Genomic DNA, 19,037 nt, shown 5'->3' on the forward strand with positions numbered 1-19,037 from the left:
CAATATATTTAAGATACACTAAATTCTTGTTTCCCCGTAATGCGAAAAATCATTCCTTTAGTCTTTTTCTTAATTCTATCCATCAAAACCTATTCAGGAAAATACCATACTTCTCAAAAAGACACCATTGGTTCTAAGCAAGCGCAAGCAGATTTTTACTTAAAAAAACTTCAGGAAGAATATAAAAAAGGAGCTTATGAAGCTCACAAAATTTATAGCGACTCCCTTTTCGTTTTTGCCAAAGAGAACCAACTTGTAAAATTCCAAATTTTGGGTATGGTTAACCAAGCTGTTTATTTCAATAACCAAGGGGAGCAAGACAAGTCAATTCTACTCTATAGAAATGCCCTTTCACTAACAGATTTGATACCTAAAGATTATAGAACTAAGATTATAATTTTAGTTAACCTGGGGAATCTGTATACCAAAATCAAATCCTATGAAAAGGCCATTAGCACTATGGAAAATGTTCTTTCCATGTTAGATACATTCGAAGAAAATCCGAAAATAAGAGCAGCTGCTTTAAATGGTTTAGCAAATAATTACGAACGTTTAGGAGATGATGAAAAGTCCTTAGAGTATCATTTGAAATCCAAGGAACTCGGAGAGCGTATTGAGAATGAATCTATTGTCTTAACAGCTCTTAGTAATATTAGTGACTCCTATCAAAAGCAAGGGAATTACGAAAAAGCCATTGAAACAAGCAAAAGTGCATTAGACTTACCATCTAGTAAGAATCAGACTAAAGAGCGAGCTTGGTTACTCATTAATCTTGGAGTTTCAGAGCAAAAGTTAGGAAACACAACGCAGTCTATAAAATATTTAGAAGATGCAAAGAATTTAGCTGCCAGTAAAGGTCTTTTAGAGATAGAGATAGATTGTTACAAACATTTAGCAGAAATATATACTGTAAACAATGATAACTCAAGGGCAAATAAAGCAACTGAAAAATACTTGACATTAAAAAATAAACTTTTGGAAAACAGACAATCAGCCACAAAGCTAGATTTAGAAAAGGATATTTCTTTACAAAAAAATATTATAAAAACTAATGAATCTAAAATTGAAAGTTTACTAAAAGCCGAGAATCGACTTTTACTATGGATTGGTTTATTTGCCAGTTTTCTGATAATAGTTTCCATATTATTCTATGTTTTTAGAAAACGCTCCCTGAAAGAAGAAGAACTTTTACGTAGACAATTTCTTTCCTTAAAAGCAAACTTTGAATCTAAAAATAAAACTCCTATCAATCCTTTAGATGGTTTTCAAAAATCTAAAATAGCAGTTTATAAAAATTCTTCTTTAAGCAAAGAAGACTTTACCAATTATAAACAGCAATTATTAAATCTCATGAATATTGAAAAACTTTATTTGAATAGTGAATTATCACAATTAGATTTAGCTAATCAAATAGGACTTAGCAGTAATCATTTATCAGAATTGCTGAATAAAGGTTTTGGTCAAAATTTTTATAATTTTATTAATTCTTACAGAGTGCTAGAAGCCCAAAAACTTATGGAGAATGATGGAAATAGAGACTCTAAAATCTTAGCTTTTGGTTTTGATTCCGGATTCAAAAGTAAAACCTCTTTCAACAGGGTTTTTAAAGCACATACTGGAATGACTCCATCAGATTACAAGAAAAAGCTTTCTTCTTAAGCCGCAAAAACAACGAAAAAATAAAAAAAGAGGTTCCACTCACTAGGTTGGTACGTGTTGGGCAATTTACAATAGTAACATTGCGTTAGCTGTAAGCAATAACCAGATTATTAATTCGTATGCTTAGATTTCTATTATTAACTTATTGTGCTTTTTGGTGTTCATTTTCTTTTGCAGCAGACATATTTGTAGATCAATCCGCGGCACCTGGTGGTGATGGTTCTAGTTGGGCACTAGCATATCAGGATATACAAAGCGCGGTTGATGTAGCGGCTAACGGTGATACAATATTTGTCGCCGAGGGTATTTACCAACCCCAAAGTGAAATTGATATTTCTGTCCCACTTATGATTAGAGGTGGTTATCCTCAAGGTGGAGGCTTACAGAATATTAATATCCACGCGACACAGATACAGGCAGATTTTGACCCGAGCAATCTACTTCTAAGAATTTTTGATGTTGGAACAAGCGCTGATTTTTCTGTAGAAGGGATTCGTTTTTATAATACACGATACGCTATTGAAAGTGGCTCAAACATAACTGTTGACCAAGTCGAGTTTGAAGAATTTTCAAGTTATGGAATCAGGATTGATAGTGATATCTCTACATGCTCCATCGACAATAGTAAGTTCTCCAATTTTTCTGGAACGGCTTTTTCTCACACCGCGATAATTACAACTTTGAGCATCACAAATACCATATTTCAAAATGGGACAAATAGAGCGATATCAATCGATGATGAAGTAGCAAATTATGATTTTACAGACATCATCATAAGAGACTTTACAACGTCTGATAGAATAGTCTCCATTAGGGATATTCCAAATACAGGAACAATTTCCAATTTTAAAGCTCATAATAATACTTTAAATAGTTCGGGTTCTATATTTTTAATAAGCAATTCTGCAGTTTCGTTTTCGAATGCTGAATTCACTAAAAATAATGGTCAAAACGGAACTCCGTGTCTACAATCATCGGACAGCACAATTGATATAGATAACTCTATATTTTCAGAAAATTCGATAATCGGTACTGGCCCAAAATCCGTTTTTCTAATTTGGGATACCGTATTTACTGTAACCAACTCTAGATTTGAAAACAATCACGCACAGGGAACTTTTGCTGCTTTGGCTGATATTAGAGCCGATGATACTGATGCCCTCGCCACATTTGATAATTGCTTATTTTATCAAAACAGCACGTTGGGTTCAAGTCAACAGGGTATTATAGATAGTTCTTATGACACAAACCTCTTAATTAACAATTGTGTTTTTGATGCCAATTCATCTCCTGGAGCCTATCTAATAGACTCCTTTGCAGGTAGCGGAGCAATAATTACAAATTCCGTTTTTAAAAACCACTCTGTTGGGCCAGGAGTTATTAGTATTGATTATGTGGAAAGAGGTCTTGGGGGTGGTATTCGTATTGAGGGAAATCTATTTACCAACAATATCAATAGAACAATCGACCTTGGTCGAATGACAGACTTTAACTTGAGCAACAATAGGTTCTATGGGGATGTTTTTGTAGACATAGGCAATGCAGGTATTGGAACTATAACCAATGAGTATTTTGAGGGTAACAGCTCGGGAACCAGGTTTATGGCTTTAGCTCAAGTTGATTTAACAATGACCAATACTAACATGATTTCCACTATGCAAAATGGAAATCATCAACTTATAAATTCAGGTGGAGATACTTCATTACGTATCGTTAACAGTACATTTTCTGCAACGGATTTCGATGATACGAATGTCAGCGTAGGTTTTAACAACGATTTAGTTTCTACACTCAGAAATTCCATAATTTGGTCCGGCAGTAATTTTTCTCAAGATGGGTTTCATGGTAACATTTCCAATCTTCAAGTACGTAATTCACTCGTTAAAGGTCAAAATCCAACAGGCGCAGGAAATCTGAACGGCACATTAGCCGCCAACGCACCTATTTTTTTAAATCCCGAAAATGCAGATTTTAGAGAACAACGCTGTTCGCCTACCGTGAATGAAGGTAATAACTCCTATAATACTGAAACGACAGACTTAAATGGGGATACGAGGGTTTTTCAAACCACCATAGATATGGGAGCCTATGAAATTCAAGCTAACTATAACAGTTCCTGTACATCACCTGCCTTACCAGCTTGTGCTTCCATAACAGTACCTGCCAACGGTCAACCCAACGTGCCTGCTAGCACCAATATCAATTGGCCCGATGCAGCTAGAGCCGATGGATACCTTGTCTCTATGGGCACCACCTCTGGAGGAACAGATATATTGGATAACGTTACTTTTTTTGAAAGTTTTTATAATCCTCCTACAGATTTTGAGGAAGGGCAAACCATTTATGTAAATATCATTGCGTTCAATGAAACCGGGGAGTCTACTGCCTGCTCAGAAGAGAGCTTTAGCATTATTAGCCCATCCGCAGGTGCAACCATACCAAATTGTACAGATATAACCTCTCCGTTTAATACAGAAACCAATGTTGCAATCGATGCCGATATTTCTTGGAATACGGTTACAAATGTTGAAGGATATTTGTTGACCGTTGGCACAACCTCTGGGGGAAGTGACATAAGAGATTCTTTTGATGTTGGAAACGTAACCAACTATGATTTACCCTTAGATTTTCCGGGAAGTGCTGAAATTTTTGTGACAATTGTTCCATACAACTCGGCAGGAAACGCCGTGGGATGTAGTGAAGAGTCGTTCTTTACTGAGGTTGCTCCAACACCCCCAACTTGTACAACATTAACCACTCCTTTAGACGGAACTACAGATGTGAGCATAGACCTTGCTTCTATTTCTTGGAATGCTGCTGCTAATGCAGATGGCTACCGAATTACTGTTTATGGAAGCACAAGTAATCTGAATGATATTACAGACCTTGTGGTTAATGGAACCACCCATCCGTTTACAAATAACTTTGATAATGGCGAAACCGTTATGGTTACCATAATACCATATAATGCTGTGGGAGACGCTACTGGGTGTACTACCGAAAGCTTCACCATAACTACATCAGCTTCCAGTAGGCCCTTTATCACTACTTGGGAAACGACTGTGGCCAATGAGACCATTACCATACCTACTAGAGCATTTTTCGGAATCTATGATTACACTGTAGATTGGGGAGACGGTGTTGTGGATAGTAACGTGGCCGGTGACATTACCCATACCTTTACAACACCAGGAATACAGACTGTCAGCATTTCGGGTACTTTTCCTCAGATACATTTTAATGGTACCGCTGTTGATCGCGACAAAATACTTACGATTGAACAATGGGGAGATATAGAATGGCGGGCATTAACACAAGCATTCAAGGGTTGTAGTAGGTTAACTATAAATAATCCGGTAATTGATATTCCAGATTTAAGCAACGCCACCAATATTTCAGAAGCCTTTGCAGATGCTACATCGTTTAATGGCGATATAACACAATGGGACGTAAGTAGCATCACCAATATGGGTTACCTATTTAGAAGGGCCAGTAGTTTTAATCAAGATATAGGGGCTTGGGATGTTAGCAATGTTTTGTCATTGGACCGTGTTTTTGAAGGAGCTACAGTATTTAATCAAGATATTGGAGATTGGGATGTTAGCAATGTGACTGGCATGGGGGCAATGTTTACTAATGCTACAAACTTTAATCAAGATATAGGGAGATGGGATGTAAGCCGCGTCACCGATATGAATACCATGTTCGGCAATGCTGTAAATTTTAACCAAGATATTGGCAACTGGAATGTTACAAATGTTCAAAACATGGATCAGATGTTTTTAGGAGCAACTGCCTTTAATCAAGATATTAGCTATAAACCGGGGCTTGGAATTCCATTTGGCGATGCATGGAATACCGGTAATGTTACTAGCATGATAGTAATGTTTTCTGGAGCTACTGCTTTTAATCAAGACATTGGAAATTGGATCGTTAGTAGCGTTACCAATATGAACCAAATGTTTCGCAATGCAATAAACTTTGATCAAAACATAGAATATTGGGACGTATCTAATGTTACTGATATGAATAATATGTTCGGAGGGGTAACACTTTCCACGGTCAATTATGATGCGCTGTTAATAGGTTGGGACAGTCAAAATTTACAACCGAACGTTAGATTTAGCGGTGGAAGTAGTCAATATTGTGATGGTGCTAGCGCCAGAACAAATATGATTGATTCGGATAGTTGGATTATTACCGATGGTGGAGTCGCTGGACCAACAGTTGACGATCTAGCAGACCAAAACCAAGTAACTTCATATACGCTACCTAGCATAACCGGAAGTCAATTAACTGGAGCTGAAGCCTACTACACAGAAACAAATGGTGGGGGCATAAGATATGATGCGGGCGATGTTATCAGTTTCGCCGACTTTCCCAGCTATCCAATCACACTTTTTATTTATGATGGCTCTGGCCCTTGTTCAAGTGAAGAATCTTTTGAATTGATTCTTACTAGTATAACACCTGCATGTACAAGTTTGACGAGCCCGACAGCAACAAATGTCCCCATTGGTACTACACAAATGACATGGGATACCGTGACTGATGCAACAGGATACCGGATTACCATTACTGGCACCACCAATAACAATGTTACAGATACTGAGGTCACTACCAATAGTTACACCTTTACAGGTGGTTTCGTCAACGGTGAGACCGCGAACGTGACCATTATCCCTTTCAACGGAACCGTAAACGCCACAGGATGTTCGAGCGAGACCTTTACCATTGAAACGACTGCGCCGCCAACAAGTAATGCATTTATAACCACATGGCAAACCACTATTCCTAATGAAGATATTACAATTCCTACTACAGGGAGTGGTTACAATTATACGGTAGATTGGGGTGATGGTATAATTTCTACTGGTGAAACGGGTAATGCTACTCACACATATATTACTCCAGACATATATACCGTAAGTATCACTGGAGATTTTCCTAGAATCTTTTTCAATACTAACGGAAATCCAACACCTACAGACAATTCTGCCAAAATCCTGACTATTGAACAATGGGGCAATAACTCTTGGACATCAATGGAGAGAGCTTTTACTGGGTGTATTAATTTGACTGGAAACTTCTCTGATATCCCTGATTTATCTAATGTTACCAACACCTCGGTTATGTTTGCTACCTGTAGACTTTTCAATTCCAATATAAACAATTGGGACATGAGTAATGTAACCAATATGGCATTTATGTTTCAAAATAATATGAGTTATGATCAACCTCTGGATGGTTGGGATGTTACTAGTGTGACTAATGCTTCCAATATGTTACAAAACGTAACCCTTTCAACCGCAAATTATGATGCACTTTTAATTGGTTGGAATGCCCAAAACTTGCAACCAAACGTATTATTTAGTGCAGGGAATAGTCAATATTGTGAAGGTGAAGCTGCTAGAACTAATATGGTAAATATTGATGGTTGGACGATTACGGATGGGGGCATTGCATCACCTACCGTAAATGACTTGACTGACCAAAACCAAATAGATTCATATACACTACCTAATATAACCGGAACACAATTAACTGGAACACAAGCCTACTACACAGAAACAAATGGTGGGGGCATAAGATATGATGCGGGCGATGTTATCAGTTTTGCCGACTTTCCCAGCTATCCGATCACACTTTTTATTTATGATGGCTCTGCCCCTTGTTCAAGTGAGGAATCTTTTCAATTGACCATAACAAACACAGGTACATTTCCAATTTGTACCACACTTTTCAGCCCTGTGGACGATGCCTCAGATATTGAGGTTGACCTCGCCTCCATTTCTTGGAATGCTGCTACAAATGCAGACGGGTACCGAATTACGGTTAATGGAGGTTCTAGCAATGCCAACGACGTGACCGATTTAGTCGTAAACGGAACTTCACATCCGTTTACCAATAGTTTTGACAATGGCGAAACCGTAACGGTTACCATTATTCCTTTCAATGCCGACGGGAGTGCCACTGGATGTGTTGCGGAATCTTTCACCATCGTCACAGATACGCCATCACCACCTGTTTGCACCACACTTTCCAGTCCTGTCGACGGTGCCTCAGATATCGCGGTTGACCTCGCCTCCATTTCTTGGAATGCTGCTACAAATGCAGACGGGTACCAAATTACGGTTAATGGAGGTTCCAGCAATGCGAACGACGTGACCGATTTAGTCGTAAACGGAACTTCACATCCGTTTACCAATAGTTTTGACAATGGCGAAACCGTAACTGTTACCATTATTCCCTTCAATGCCGACGGGAGTGCCACTGGATGTGTTGCGGAATCTTTCACCATCGTCACACAAACGCCATCACCACCTGTTTGCACCACACTTTCAAGCCCTGTCGACGGTGCATCTAATATTGCAGTTGATCTCGCCTCCATTTCTTGGAATGCTGTTGCCGACGCGGATGGGTATCAATTAAACGTAGGTACAAATCCAGGAGGCACGGATGTGCTTGATAATCTGGACGTGGGTATCCTTACCGAATATTCCTTTCCGGAGAGACTATTTTACAATACAACTTATTATGTTACTATTATCCCTTATAATTCCGATGGTAGTCTCGATACCTGCACAGAGGAAACTTTTACCACTGAGGAAGATGAAACCCCAGACGAAACACGCTATGGTATTTCACCTAATGGGGACGGAATAAATGACACTTGGATTATTGACGATATCGAATCTAATCCCAAAAATACCGTGACCATCTATAACCGATGGGGAGATTTAGTTTTTAGAATCGATAATTATGACAATACCACCAACATATTTTCGGGTACGGCCAACATGAAAACCGGTATGGGTGCAGACAAACTTCCCAGTGGCACCTATTTCTTCAATATCCAAATTGAAGGTGAAACCGTTCTAAGAAAAACGCAAGGATTCCTTGTATTAAAGCGATAAAAAATGCAGCATATAAATAAAAAAATCGCTTTTACAGCGTTAATCCTTCTTGTGTCCATATATAGTTTAAGGGCACAACAAACACCAACCTTCGCAGAATACAACTATAATCCCTACTTAGTAAATTCCGCGTTTGCGGGACTCGCTCCAAGCACGGAAGTAAGTCTCAGCAATTCAGGTTTCTTTAACCAGTTTGAAGGTTCCCCAAGAAGTTTTGCCCTGAGTCTGCACAGTCCTTTTAATAGAGGAAAGATAGGACTGGGAGCCGGACTTGTAAGAGATGAAATTGGTGTTACGACCTCAACGAGTGCATTTGCCACTTACTCCTATAAGATTTTCTTCGATACCAAAAGCAATAGGCCTTATTGGCAAATATACACCCCGAATTCCCTTTCCTTTTCTATATCGCCAGGAGTACAACAGTACCAAGACCAACTATTGGAACTTGGTATTATGAACGACCCTAATTTTGCACAGAATATCGATGCAACCATACCCACTTTAGGTGTAGGTATCCTGTTAAATCTAGCCAATTTTTACGTTGGACTGTCTTCACCCAATATACTCGGGGACGCCCTAGCGTCCAATGATGAGAATTTGGATTTGCAAAGTCCATATTATGGTTATCTGGGCTATCGCTTTTTCTCCAATCAATTTGAAGAACTGATGATTAAACCGAACCTGCTTTTGAAGTATGAAAACGGGGCGCCATTACAAGTAGATGTTAATGTGGCCGTGAGCTATAAGAACAAGTTTGAAGTAGGAACCGGTTACAGGACCAATTCCTCCATTAACCTTTTAGCTGGCATCTATCTTTTTGATCACGTAAGGGCTATCTATAATTACAATCTAGCTTTTAATGATTCCCCTTTGGGAAATACCCACGGCATCATTATCAATTATCTCTTTGGAGAAGGGTATGCTAGAAACTAGGTGAGTTTACAATCTAGGGATATACTGCTAAGTGTTCATGGAATTTCAATCTTTGTTCAAGTACCTGTCCGAATAAATCCTGGTAAAGTGCGCCCCAAAAAATAAGATTAAACTGGAATACGATACCCACAGCATTACTAAAATTATAGAGCCTGCGGCACCATACGTTGATCCTGGTTCGGCCTTACCAAAATACAAAGCCAAGGCGTATTTACCAATCAAGAATAGAATAGCGGTCAGGGCAGCACCTATTTTAACTGCTTTCCAAGGGACATGCGTACTTGGCAGATATTTGAACATAGCTCCGAACAGTAAATAAATAAAGCCTAGGGACAAAATAATATCAAGGGCAAAACTAAGTTCCAATAGTCCCTCCGGCATTAGTCGGGACAGCTGTCTCGAAAACGCGGACAAAAAGGAGGTGAGCACAAAACTGATCAACAATAAGAACCCAAAAATCAATATAAAACCAAAACTTTTTAACCGCAAGAAGAGGGTTGCTAAAATTTCATTGGAATAGTTAGGTTTTACGTCCCATATTTCGTTGAAGGCATTCTGCAACTGATAAAAAACACCTGTAGCACCGTATACCAACACTCCTATTCCCAAAACAGTCGCAAAAATAGAAGTATTTTCGCTTCCCCTTTCCGAAATAATTTTTTGAATGGATTGAGCCGTTTCCGATCCCATCGCAGCGGCTATTTCATTGAACAGTTCACCACGAACAATCTCCCTGCCCCAAATAGAACCCACAAGTTCCAAAATCAATATTAAGAGGCCTGGCAAGGACAGTATTGCATAATAAGCAATCACTGCGCTTAATTGAAAGGGGGACTTTGAAATCCATGAAAAATAGGTGGATTTCAACATTTTTGGTAACTGTTTTAACTTAAACTTGTCCGTCACTATAGATTTTGAATAATGTTCACTAAAATTTTAATAGCCTTAGCACCTGACGTTATTTCTTGCCATTATTTTTCTCCTGCCCTTCGTCAATTTGTTCAAAGGCTTTCTTTACTTGCTCTTTAGTCGGTGGTGGCGTCATTTGTTCCTTTGCCAATTTGGGCTCAAAGGTGAGTTTAGCATAGAAGGGAAAGTGATCGGAGCCAATGGAAGACCCGCAATGTACTTTTTTAATCCTGAAATCTGCTGAAGTAAAAACATGGTCCAATGGCCAACGCATAATCCAGCTTTTGGCATTGTACGTACTATATAATCCTCGTCCTTTTCTCATATCCAAAAGTCCGCTTACCTTCTGAAACAAAGAAGTAGTCTCGGACCACGCCACGTCATTGAAATCTCCTAAAACAATGACCGGCAGTTCAGAATCCCTAGCATGCTTCGCTATTTTCATCATTTCGGCATCCCTATCTACTGATGATGGATTGTGTTGTGGTGTAGGTGGAGCCGGATGAATAGCGAACAGCTGAATTGTATCCTTATAATTAAGTAATAGTTTGGTATGGATAGAGGGAATGGTATCTTCTATCATATATCTTACTTGTGGCTCATGCAGTTGCAGTTTAGAAAATAACAACATTCCATATGTATTATCTAAAGGTACTTCCACCTTATAATCGTAAAGTTCGTCCAATTCTTCGCTCAACGAACGTACCCATTCTTTATTTGTTTCGGTGAACAGTAATACATCGGCATCATTGGCCCGAATATCCGATAGCAGGGGTTGCCTGTCCTCGTTCTTCTGCAGCACATTAGCAGTGTAAATACTGAATTCTTTGGTATTACCTGCAGAGGAGTCCTTTACTTCAAATTTAGCAAAGGCAGTATACGGATATATTTTAAGTCCTTGAAAAAGAAAACAAGCACCTAACACTAAGACAAAAACGTAATCGGTCTTACTTTTTATATCAAACCCTATGAAATAGGTCAAAAGCGCTATCATAGTTAGCAAGGTCAGCTGAAGATGGGGAAAATCGAATATACGAACGTACCATTCGTTGGCGGAAATATAGGGGAAAATCGTTAAAATAATGGCGATAACCCCAAAGAGGCGAAGAAAAATCTTGAGTTTCATATTTAATTGGTCTAGCCTAAAGATACCCTTTATCTCAAAATGCTTTAGCTCGTTAAGAATTAAAGTTCACTCTACCCATTTAGATCTCATCAATTTTCTGAAAAAGCTCTCATATTTCGTTTGGCAATAACCATGCTTAACTTTTTATTTCTATATTCTGACCATGAAAAAATGGGTAATAGGTTTAACGATTGTTATAGCACTATTTCTTGTGTTGGTCTATGCAGCCGTTTCTACAACGGACAAAGAGTTTGCAACTTGTGTTTTATCCGATAAGAGCGAAATGGACAACGTGGATTTTAAGGAGTACGACTCCGTTCTTGTTGCGGCCAGCACCCTTTATGAAGGAAACTTTCTAAAGGAAATTATGCAAGGAGAACAATATCGTGATGCATGGTCTACACCTATAAAAGTTCCGATTGTATTTTTAGATACGCTATTTGGGGGTATGGAAATATTAAAGGAAGGTGGCGGAAAACAGACCCACAGCCTAAAACTAAAATCCAAAAAGGGACATATCTATTCTTTGCGTAGCATTAATAAAGATCCCGCACCCCTTATACCCGATTTGGCCCGGACTCTAGGTCTGGAAAATATTATAGTGGATGGTGTTTCCGCGCAGCATCCGTATGCAGCCATTGTGGTGGCACGATTGGCTGAAAAGGCCAACGTACTACATACCGATCCAAAAATTGTTTTTATACCAGAACAACCTTCATTAAAAAACTTCAATAATAAATTTGGCAATAGGCTTTATCTACTGGAACATGAAACAGACGGAGGTGCCAATTGGACTGAATATTCCAATGTATCCGCTATCTTGGATACTGAGGATTTGCAAAAATTAAAATTAGAACTGGGTGATAAACTCACCATTGATAAAACCGCTTTGGTACGGGCAAGGTTATTTGATATTCTTATAGGGGATTGGGACCGACATACCAAACAATGGGGATGGGTGGTAACCAAAAATCTGGATACTTTTGAAGCCATACCCTTGCCAGGAGATCGAGACAACGCCTTTTTTATTCTAGAGGGTATTTTGCCTACTATAATCGCAAACAAGCATCTTTTACCGGGACTACAATCATTTGAAAAAGAAATTGATTATCTACCCGGTCTTGTAATGCCTTTTGATGTTTATTTTTTACAAAATGTCCCAGAGGAAATCTTTGTTGCGGAGGCCAGAAGGCTTCAAAATTTGCTTACCGATGATGCCTTAAAAGAAAGTCTACATATTTGGCCCACGGAAATTTATGAGTTGGACGGAGAGGGCATTTCTGAAATCATGAAATACAGAAGAAATCAGATGCAGGAATATGCGATTCGATTCAATGAAGTTTTGGAAGAAAGGAAACTTTTGACCGAACCCTTAAAAGGTTCTGAGGAAAACCAGTTACCACAAGACTTGTTACGATGTTTTGACTGCTTTTAAAGACTTTTGCTCCTGTTTCTTTTTTCTGCTCTTTAAATATCGATAACCAAGATACCCGAACTGGGCACCTACAAGTAGTAGTTTCATTCGCTTTCCCGTAACAAATAGTTTTGCCAGACTTAAAATAGGAGTAACCTTCATAATTTTAATTTTATCAAAAATATAGTTGGACCTCCTAATTGCCTGACCCAAATAGTTCGAATATTAGCCCATTACCATCTAACCTTATGTAGAATTCGAAACTATGAAATGAACATAGTTATTTGAGCTTTACATTAAAGGGAAAATTTGTCAATTTAAAAGCACTGAATAATTTATTCTTGAAATTGGTAAATTGCTCACTTCAAATTACAGTTCATGAAAAACCCTCGTTTAAAGTATCATCTAACCTCTTTTATTTTCCTCCTTATTTCATTTGTGGAAGTCAGCGCACAAGACGTGTATCAAAGAAATTTATCGGCAGATGTACAAGGTTATGTATTTGCACTTGAATTGAACGACACCAATAATCAAATTAAAGGTGAAGCAGCGGTCTCGGTAAAATTCAAAGAAGATATCAATGAGTTAAGTTTGGATTTGATAGCAAACTCCGGAGCATACGGGATGACCCTTGATAAGGTCCTGGAGGATGAACGCATTATTGATTATCGTTATGTAGACAATAAAATTAGAATAGTTCCTTCTTCATCATTATCCAAAGACAGAACCTATAAGATATACTATCACGGAGTTCCTGAAAAAGGCTTGGTCATAGATACCACTAAATTCGGACAACGTTCCTTCTTTGGGGATAACTGGCCAAATTTAGCACGGCATTGGTTGCCATCCGTAGACCATCCTTATGACAAAGCAAGTATTGAGTTCAGGATTACTGCCCCGGACCATTATGACGTGGTTGCCACGGGTGAGAAGATAGAGGAAAGCTATTTGGGTAACGGCTTTAAGTTGACCACGTATAAGGAACCGGCCCCGGTTGCCACAAAGGTCGTCACCATAGGGGTGACTAGGTTTGCCAGCCGACAATTGGAAGAAGTGTATGGGATTCCGGTGTCCGCCTGGGTTTACCCCGAGAACAGACTAGAAGGATTCCACGACTATGCCGTGGCCTCCAAAGTGTTGAAATACTTTATTGATAAGGTAGGACCCTATTCCTATGCCAAACTGGCCAACATGCAGGCAAAAACGCAATGGGGCGGTTTGGAAAATGCCGGTAATATCTCCTATTTTGAAAATTCGGTGACCGGAAAAAATGAGGTTGAAGGATTGATTGCCCATGAAATAGCGCACCAATGGTTTGGAAATTCCGCAAGCGAAAACGACTGGAATCATGTTTGGCTTAGTGAAGGTTTTGCTACCTATTTTGCCATTCTATACCAAGAAGAGATTTACGGAAATGAAAAGCGAAAAGAGGAATTGGCCTTAGATAGAATACAAATTATCGACTATTACCGGAAAAACCCATCTCCGATTGTGGACCCAAGTATTACGGACCCATTGAAAGTATTGAGCACGAACACTTATCAAAAAGGAGGTTGGGTTCTGAATATGTTACGTCATCGTTTGGGAGACGAAATTTTCTGGAAGGGAATCCGGAAATACTATCACACCTACCAGAATTCAAATGCCATGACCACTGATTTTCAGCATATAATGGAGGAGGTGTCCGGAGAAAACCTAACTGATTATTTCAACCAATGGATTTTCACTAAAGGCTATCCGGAAATTAAATGGGAATGGAAATACAGTGGAGGAAAATTGAAAATTTCCATGGCGCAAGTCCAAAAGCATCACATGTTTAAATTCCCTTTAGAAATTGAAATAAAAACAGGTGAAACTATTCAAATAGAAACACTTCAAATTGATAAGAAAACGCAAAAATTCGAAATCGTTTTGAGCTCGAGTCCCGATGAAGTAATATTAGACCCTAACCTCTGGCTTCTTTATAGTGAAAAGTAAATTCATGCAATATCCCTTCTTACAAGCGCGTGAATAAACTCCATCTTCTTGATCACGGATTTTGATATCACAAACGGATAGACATCCGCAATACCCATAGAGCGATTGACGCTATTTATGGAAAAAAATAAAGGAATGGCCTTACTTACAATTTTTTTGAAACTAGGTTCGTCGTAGGGGTCAAAAGCAGATTTCATTTTCATATGCTTTTTATTGGTGAGCTGCGGCTTTACCTTAATACCGAAATAATAAGCTGTTTCGAGGGTATCCAAGATATGAAGGTAATGTGCCCAGGTTTCGGCCCAGTCCTCCCAAGGGTGAGAGGAGGCGTACTTGCTTATGAAGTTTTTCCGCCACTTCTTCTCCGGACCGTTCTTGTAATATTCTTTTAATGCTTTCCCATAGGACGGGCGCTCATCTCCAAAAACGTTTCTGAAATCATTCAATATTTTGTCGTTCGGAAATATGAGTTGCTCCCAATAATAGTGCCCCACTTCGTGGCGAAAATGACCAATTAAGGTTCTGTAACGCTCATTCATATCGCGTTTCATTTGTTCGCGCAATACGGAATCGGCCTCGGAGATTAAAATCGTTACTACTCCGTTGGCATGCCCGGTCATTATATTTTTTGAATTCTCACCCGCCCCTTTCCTTGACAAAAAATCAAAGCACAAACCAGTCTCTGGATGTGACAATTTACTTTGGACGGGCAGGGATAGTTTTTGAAGTTGGTAAATCAATCTGTGTTTAGCGACTTCTATCCTCTTCCATTTTTTCAGGTTTTTTTTGATACTTAAATCGGGAATGGTCCTGTTAAGCTTACAGGCAGTACAATATCCCGTGGTATCGGTCTTCAAAACCAACCAGTTACAAGCATTGAAATCATGATTCTTACAATAGGTGAATTGGTGTGAACCTTCATTGGGTATGGTCCAATCCGCTGAATCAGGCCCAAGGGCAATCAAGTCAAAAGTGCTATCACGGTAGGCAAGTTGATATCTGCATTTTTCGCAGGTATCATTTTCAAAGAATAATGGATGGGCACAATTCTGGCACTGAAATAACTTCATGGTAGTAGCTTAACAAAAGTGCGAAGAAAAACGATTAAACTATTTAATCATCCTAAAATTTACGATTTCCTGATCGGTAAGATAGCGCCAGTGACCACGTGGTAGGTCCTTTTTAGTTAGACCTCCGTACACTACGCGATCCAGTTTCACGATTTTATAGTCCAACTGCTCAAACAGCCGTGATAAAATCTTGTTCCTAGAACTATATATTTCGACGCCAACTTCCCTTTTGGGTGCGTTGTCTATATAACTGATATCCTGTATACGAACCACTTTATCCTCAACGGCAACCCCTTCTTGAATCTTTCTTAAATCGGCACTGCTCAGTTCCCTGTCCAGTACCAAGTGATAGATTTTTCGGAGTCCGTTCATGGGACTTTTCAACTTTTTGGTCAAATCCCCGTCATTGGTAAACAACAAAAGACCTGTATCTTCCTTCTCCAGTTTATCTACGGGCAACAATTTGGATTTGGAAGCATTGGAGATTAATCCAGATACGTGACGCTTTCCTTTTTCATCCCGTATCGTAGTGGTAAAATCCTTGGGTTTATTCAATACCACATATTCTTTTTTAACCGGGTTCAAACGCCTCCCGTCAAATTTGACCTCATCGGTCAATTTAACCTTGTAGCCCATTTCCGTAATAGGCTTTCCGTTTACCGTAACGTTTCCTGCCGCAATGTAGATATCGGCATCTCTTCTAGAGCACACGCCAGAATTGGCTACATATTTATTAAGACGAATGGAATTAGGGTCCGAAGGTTGCTTTGGTGGTGTGCTTTTATTGATGGGCGCATTTCCGCGAGCGTAACTTTTTTTTCTAAAATTTCCGCCTTGCCTGCCTGATGTCTTTCTATCCCTTTTAGAATCTTCCCTGCTCATGATATACTTGTTTCGTACAAAGGTAGCAAAGGAAAATGGATGTTATTTGAATTGTAAAGATTTAGTATCCTAAAAAGACATTTAAGATACTTTCTAAAAAAGAGAAAGAAATTGGTAGAAGAAAAGTGGTCATGTATTTACTGGCATTTGAAACCAAAAAGATAAGTATCAAGACTTTTTCATACATTGTGTTGCGTTAAGCGACTTTGTACCTGTTTATGATTTTAATTTGACTCTTTTTTTCTTCCCATCAAACAGTACTTTAGAATTGAAGGAATACATTAAGAATACCATTATCTCGTTTTCTTTGTCCTACATTCTAACGGATGCAAAACTCTTAGTTCGCCACTTACAAACTATTCAAAGCTATCTGTACATGTAATGCACCTTACTTCGGAATAAGTTCAGTAAATTACATCTTTTCCTAAATAGTTCCCCCAAAATAGCATATTTATTAAAGTCAACAACTCGGAACTATGAAGCTAAAAATTGTCTTACCGTCACTATACTTAATTGTATTCTCGTGTTTATTGGCCTGCAAAGACCAAAAACAAAGTCCAGACTTGGCATCTTTGAACCTACTAAGAGGTGATTTACAACTTTGCGGAAATGGACAATTCGGAGATGTCAACTTTTCAGAATCCTGTACTTACGAAACAAGGGAGACTTTCAATCTTGCCATTGCACTACTCCATTCCTTTGAGTATATCGAAGCGGAAAAAGCCTTTGTTCAGGTAATCGACCAAGACCCAGAATGTGCCATGGCCTATTGGGGTGTAGCGATGAGTATTTACCACGGACTCTGGGCACCACCCGAAAAGCATGTCCTTAAAAAAGGGGTGAAATTACTTGAAGTTGCCGAAAAACTGCCGAAATCAAAAAAAGCGTTACAATACTTGGCCGCAATCGGTGCTTTTTATAAGGATTGGGAAACTGTTGACAACCAGACGAGAAAAGAGCGGTATGCCAAAAAGATGGAAGAAATGTATCGAGATGGTAATGATGATACCGAAGTTGCCATTTTTTATGCCTTGGCACTTCGAGCATCTGCGGTACCTACCGACAAGACCTATTCAAAACAAAGGGAAGCTGGTAAAATCTTGGATGATCTCTTCAAAAAAGAACCCAATCACCCGGGTATCGCCCATTACATCATCCATTCATATGATTATCCCGAATTGGCGGAATTAGGGCTGAGCACAGCAAGGCGCTATGCCGAGATTGCCCCGAATTCTGCGCATGCACAACATATGCCCTCCCATATCTTTACCCGCTTAGGACTTTGGGAAGAATCCATCAAAACCAACATTAATTCGGCCTCTTCGGCCGTTTGCTATGCCGAAAGCGTTTCCCCAGGGGCGCATTGGGATGAAGAAGTACATGCCATGGGGTATTTGGTATACGCTTATTTGCAAACCGGCAACAATGTGCAGGCCATTGAGCAGTATGAGTATCTCAAATCGTTTCAAAAGATATTTCCCGAAAATTTTAAAATTGCCTATACCGCAGCAGCGATTCCAACCCGTATCGCTTTGGAAAACAAAAATTGGGAAGCAGCGGCCAAAATAGAGCTTCTACAAAATCTAGGGCTTGCTTGGGAGAACTTTCCGTGGCAAAAAGCATTGCTCCACTTTGGAAAGGCCTTGGGCGCCATTCATACAAACGACTTAAAAAGTGCTCAGGAGCAACTTGACCTACTGATTTCTTTTGAAAAGGAACTGCTAACTATGCAAGACGCCTACAAAGCCAATCAAGTCGCTATTCAGATTAAAACCATTAATGCTTGGCTACAGCTTAAAAACGGTAATAATAAACAAGCAATTGCCCAAATGATGGACGCTGCGGATATGGAAAGTAAGACTTCCAAACATCCCGTAACGCCTGGCGAAATTTTACCTGCAGACGAACTTTTGGCCGATATGCATTTGGCAATAGGCAATCCAATAGATGCCTTGACTGCCTACGAACTGAATCTAAAGAGACGTCCAAACAGATTCAATGGTCTTTATGGCGCGGCCATTGCAGCAAAACAATCGGGTAATATTGAAAAAGCTTCACATTATTTTAAAAAACTAATTGAATTGACAAAGGACTCAAAAAGCGACCGAGTAGAGATAGATGAAGCAAAACGGTTTATAGAAAAGGTATAA

The 19,037-nt window shown here is 39.2% G+C and carries 10 protein-coding genes; 6 read left to right on the top strand and 4 right to left on the bottom strand.

What is annotated here, in order from left to right:
* Positions 1-39: 39 nt before the first annotated feature.
* The 3 genes from N8A89_RS05695 to N8A89_RS05705 all read left to right on the top strand — a co-directional run bounded on the left by N8A89_RS05695 (position 40) and on the right by N8A89_RS05705 (position 9,509).
* A complete protein-coding gene (locus N8A89_RS05695) occupies positions 40-1,659 on the top strand; it encodes an AraC family transcriptional regulator (protein ID WP_289645059.1) in 1,620 nt (539 codons plus the stop codon).
* A 119-nt stretch (positions 1,660-1,778) separates the two neighbouring features.
* The gene (locus tag N8A89_RS05700) at positions 1,779-8,576 is read left to right on the top strand and encodes a BspA family leucine-rich repeat surface protein (RefSeq protein WP_281541387.1); all 6,798 of its coding nucleotides are present in this window, start codon (positions 1,779-1,781) and stop codon (positions 8,574-8,576) included.
* Positions 8,577-8,579: 3 nt separating this feature from the next.
* Positions 8,580-9,509 carry a PorP/SprF family type IX secretion system membrane protein gene (locus tag N8A89_RS05705; protein ID WP_281541388.1) on the top strand — a complete coding sequence of 310 codons (930 nt, stop codon included), beginning with the start codon at positions 8,580-8,582 and terminating at the stop codon, positions 9,507-9,509.
* Between the two features lie 45 nt (positions 9,510-9,554).
* Here the strand turns inward: N8A89_RS05705 and N8A89_RS05710 are convergent, their stop codons facing one another.
* Entirely contained in the window at positions 9,555-10,379 is an 825-nt protein-coding gene (locus N8A89_RS05710) for a YihY/virulence factor BrkB family protein (protein ID WP_281541389.1), read from the bottom strand.
* A gap of 88 nt (positions 10,380-10,467) precedes the next feature.
* Positions 10,468-11,544, bottom strand: coding sequence for an endonuclease/exonuclease/phosphatase family protein (locus N8A89_RS05715; protein WP_281541390.1), 1,077 nt, complete (start codon positions 11,542-11,544; stop codon positions 10,468-10,470).
* A gap of 163 nt (positions 11,545-11,707) precedes the next feature.
* On the opposite strand from N8A89_RS05715, the gene N8A89_RS05720 reads away from it, so the two are divergent.
* A complete protein-coding gene (locus N8A89_RS05720) occupies positions 11,708-12,979 on the top strand; it encodes a hypothetical protein (RefSeq protein WP_281541391.1) in 1,272 nt (423 codons plus the stop codon).
* A 357-nt stretch (positions 12,980-13,336) separates the two neighbouring features.
* A complete protein-coding gene (locus N8A89_RS05725) occupies positions 13,337-14,935 on the top strand; it encodes a M1 family metallopeptidase (protein WP_281541392.1) in 1,599 nt (532 codons plus the stop codon).
* A 2-nt stretch (positions 14,936-14,937) separates the two neighbouring features.
* On the opposite strand, the gene N8A89_RS05730 is transcribed toward N8A89_RS05725, so the two are convergent.
* Both N8A89_RS05730 and N8A89_RS05735 read right to left on the bottom strand, forming a co-directional pair.
* Positions 14,938-16,005: a zinc-binding metallopeptidase family protein gene (locus N8A89_RS05730; protein WP_289645060.1), complete on the bottom strand. Its 1,068-nt coding sequence runs from the start codon at positions 16,003-16,005 to the stop codon at positions 14,938-14,940.
* Between the two features lie 39 nt (positions 16,006-16,044).
* Positions 16,045-16,887 carry a pseudouridine synthase gene (locus tag N8A89_RS05735; RefSeq protein ID WP_289645061.1) on the bottom strand — a complete coding sequence of 281 codons (843 nt, stop codon included), beginning with the start codon at positions 16,885-16,887 and terminating at the stop codon, positions 16,045-16,047.
* A 476-nt stretch (positions 16,888-17,363) separates the two neighbouring features.
* Between N8A89_RS05735 and N8A89_RS05740 the strand changes: the two genes are divergently transcribed.
* Positions 17,364-19,037 (top strand): tetratricopeptide repeat protein, encoded by a 1,674-nt coding sequence (locus N8A89_RS05740; protein WP_281541395.1) that lies wholly within the window; start codon positions 17,364-17,366, stop codon positions 19,035-19,037.

Source organism: Maribacter aestuarii, from assembly GCF_027474845.2.
Taxonomy (GTDB): domain Bacteria; phylum Bacteroidota; class Bacteroidia; order Flavobacteriales; family Flavobacteriaceae; genus Maribacter; species Maribacter aestuarii.

Coding starts and splice junctions, on each gene's coding strand:
- N8A89_RS05725 (WP_281541392.1), top strand. CDS start 13,337: ATGAAAAACCCTCGTTTAAAGTATCATCTAACCTCTTTTATTTTCCTC.
- N8A89_RS05730 (WP_289645060.1), bottom strand. CDS start 16,005: ATGAAGTTATTTCAGTGCCAGAATTGTGCCCATCCATTATTCTTTGAA.
- N8A89_RS05710 (WP_281541389.1), bottom strand. CDS start 10,379: ATGTTGAAATCCACCTATTTTTCATGGATTTCAAAGTCCCCCTTTCAA.
- N8A89_RS05715 (WP_281541390.1), bottom strand. CDS start 11,544: ATGAAACTCAAGATTTTTCTTCGCCTCTTTGGGGTTATCGCCATTATT.
- N8A89_RS05735 (WP_289645061.1), bottom strand. CDS start 16,887: ATGAGCAGGGAAGATTCTAAAAGGGATAGAAAGACATCAGGCAGGCAA.
- N8A89_RS05740 (WP_281541395.1), top strand. CDS start 17,364: ATGAAGCTAAAAATTGTCTTACCGTCACTATACTTAATTGTATTCTCG.
- N8A89_RS05720 (WP_281541391.1), top strand. CDS start 11,708: ATGAAAAAATGGGTAATAGGTTTAACGATTGTTATAGCACTATTTCTT.
- N8A89_RS05695 (WP_289645059.1), top strand. CDS start 40: ATGCGAAAAATCATTCCTTTAGTCTTTTTCTTAATTCTATCCATCAAA.
- N8A89_RS05700 (WP_281541387.1), top strand. CDS start 1,779: ATGCTTAGATTTCTATTATTAACTTATTGTGCTTTTTGGTGTTCATTT.
- N8A89_RS05705 (WP_281541388.1), top strand. CDS start 8,580: ATGCAGCATATAAATAAAAAAATCGCTTTTACAGCGTTAATCCTTCTT.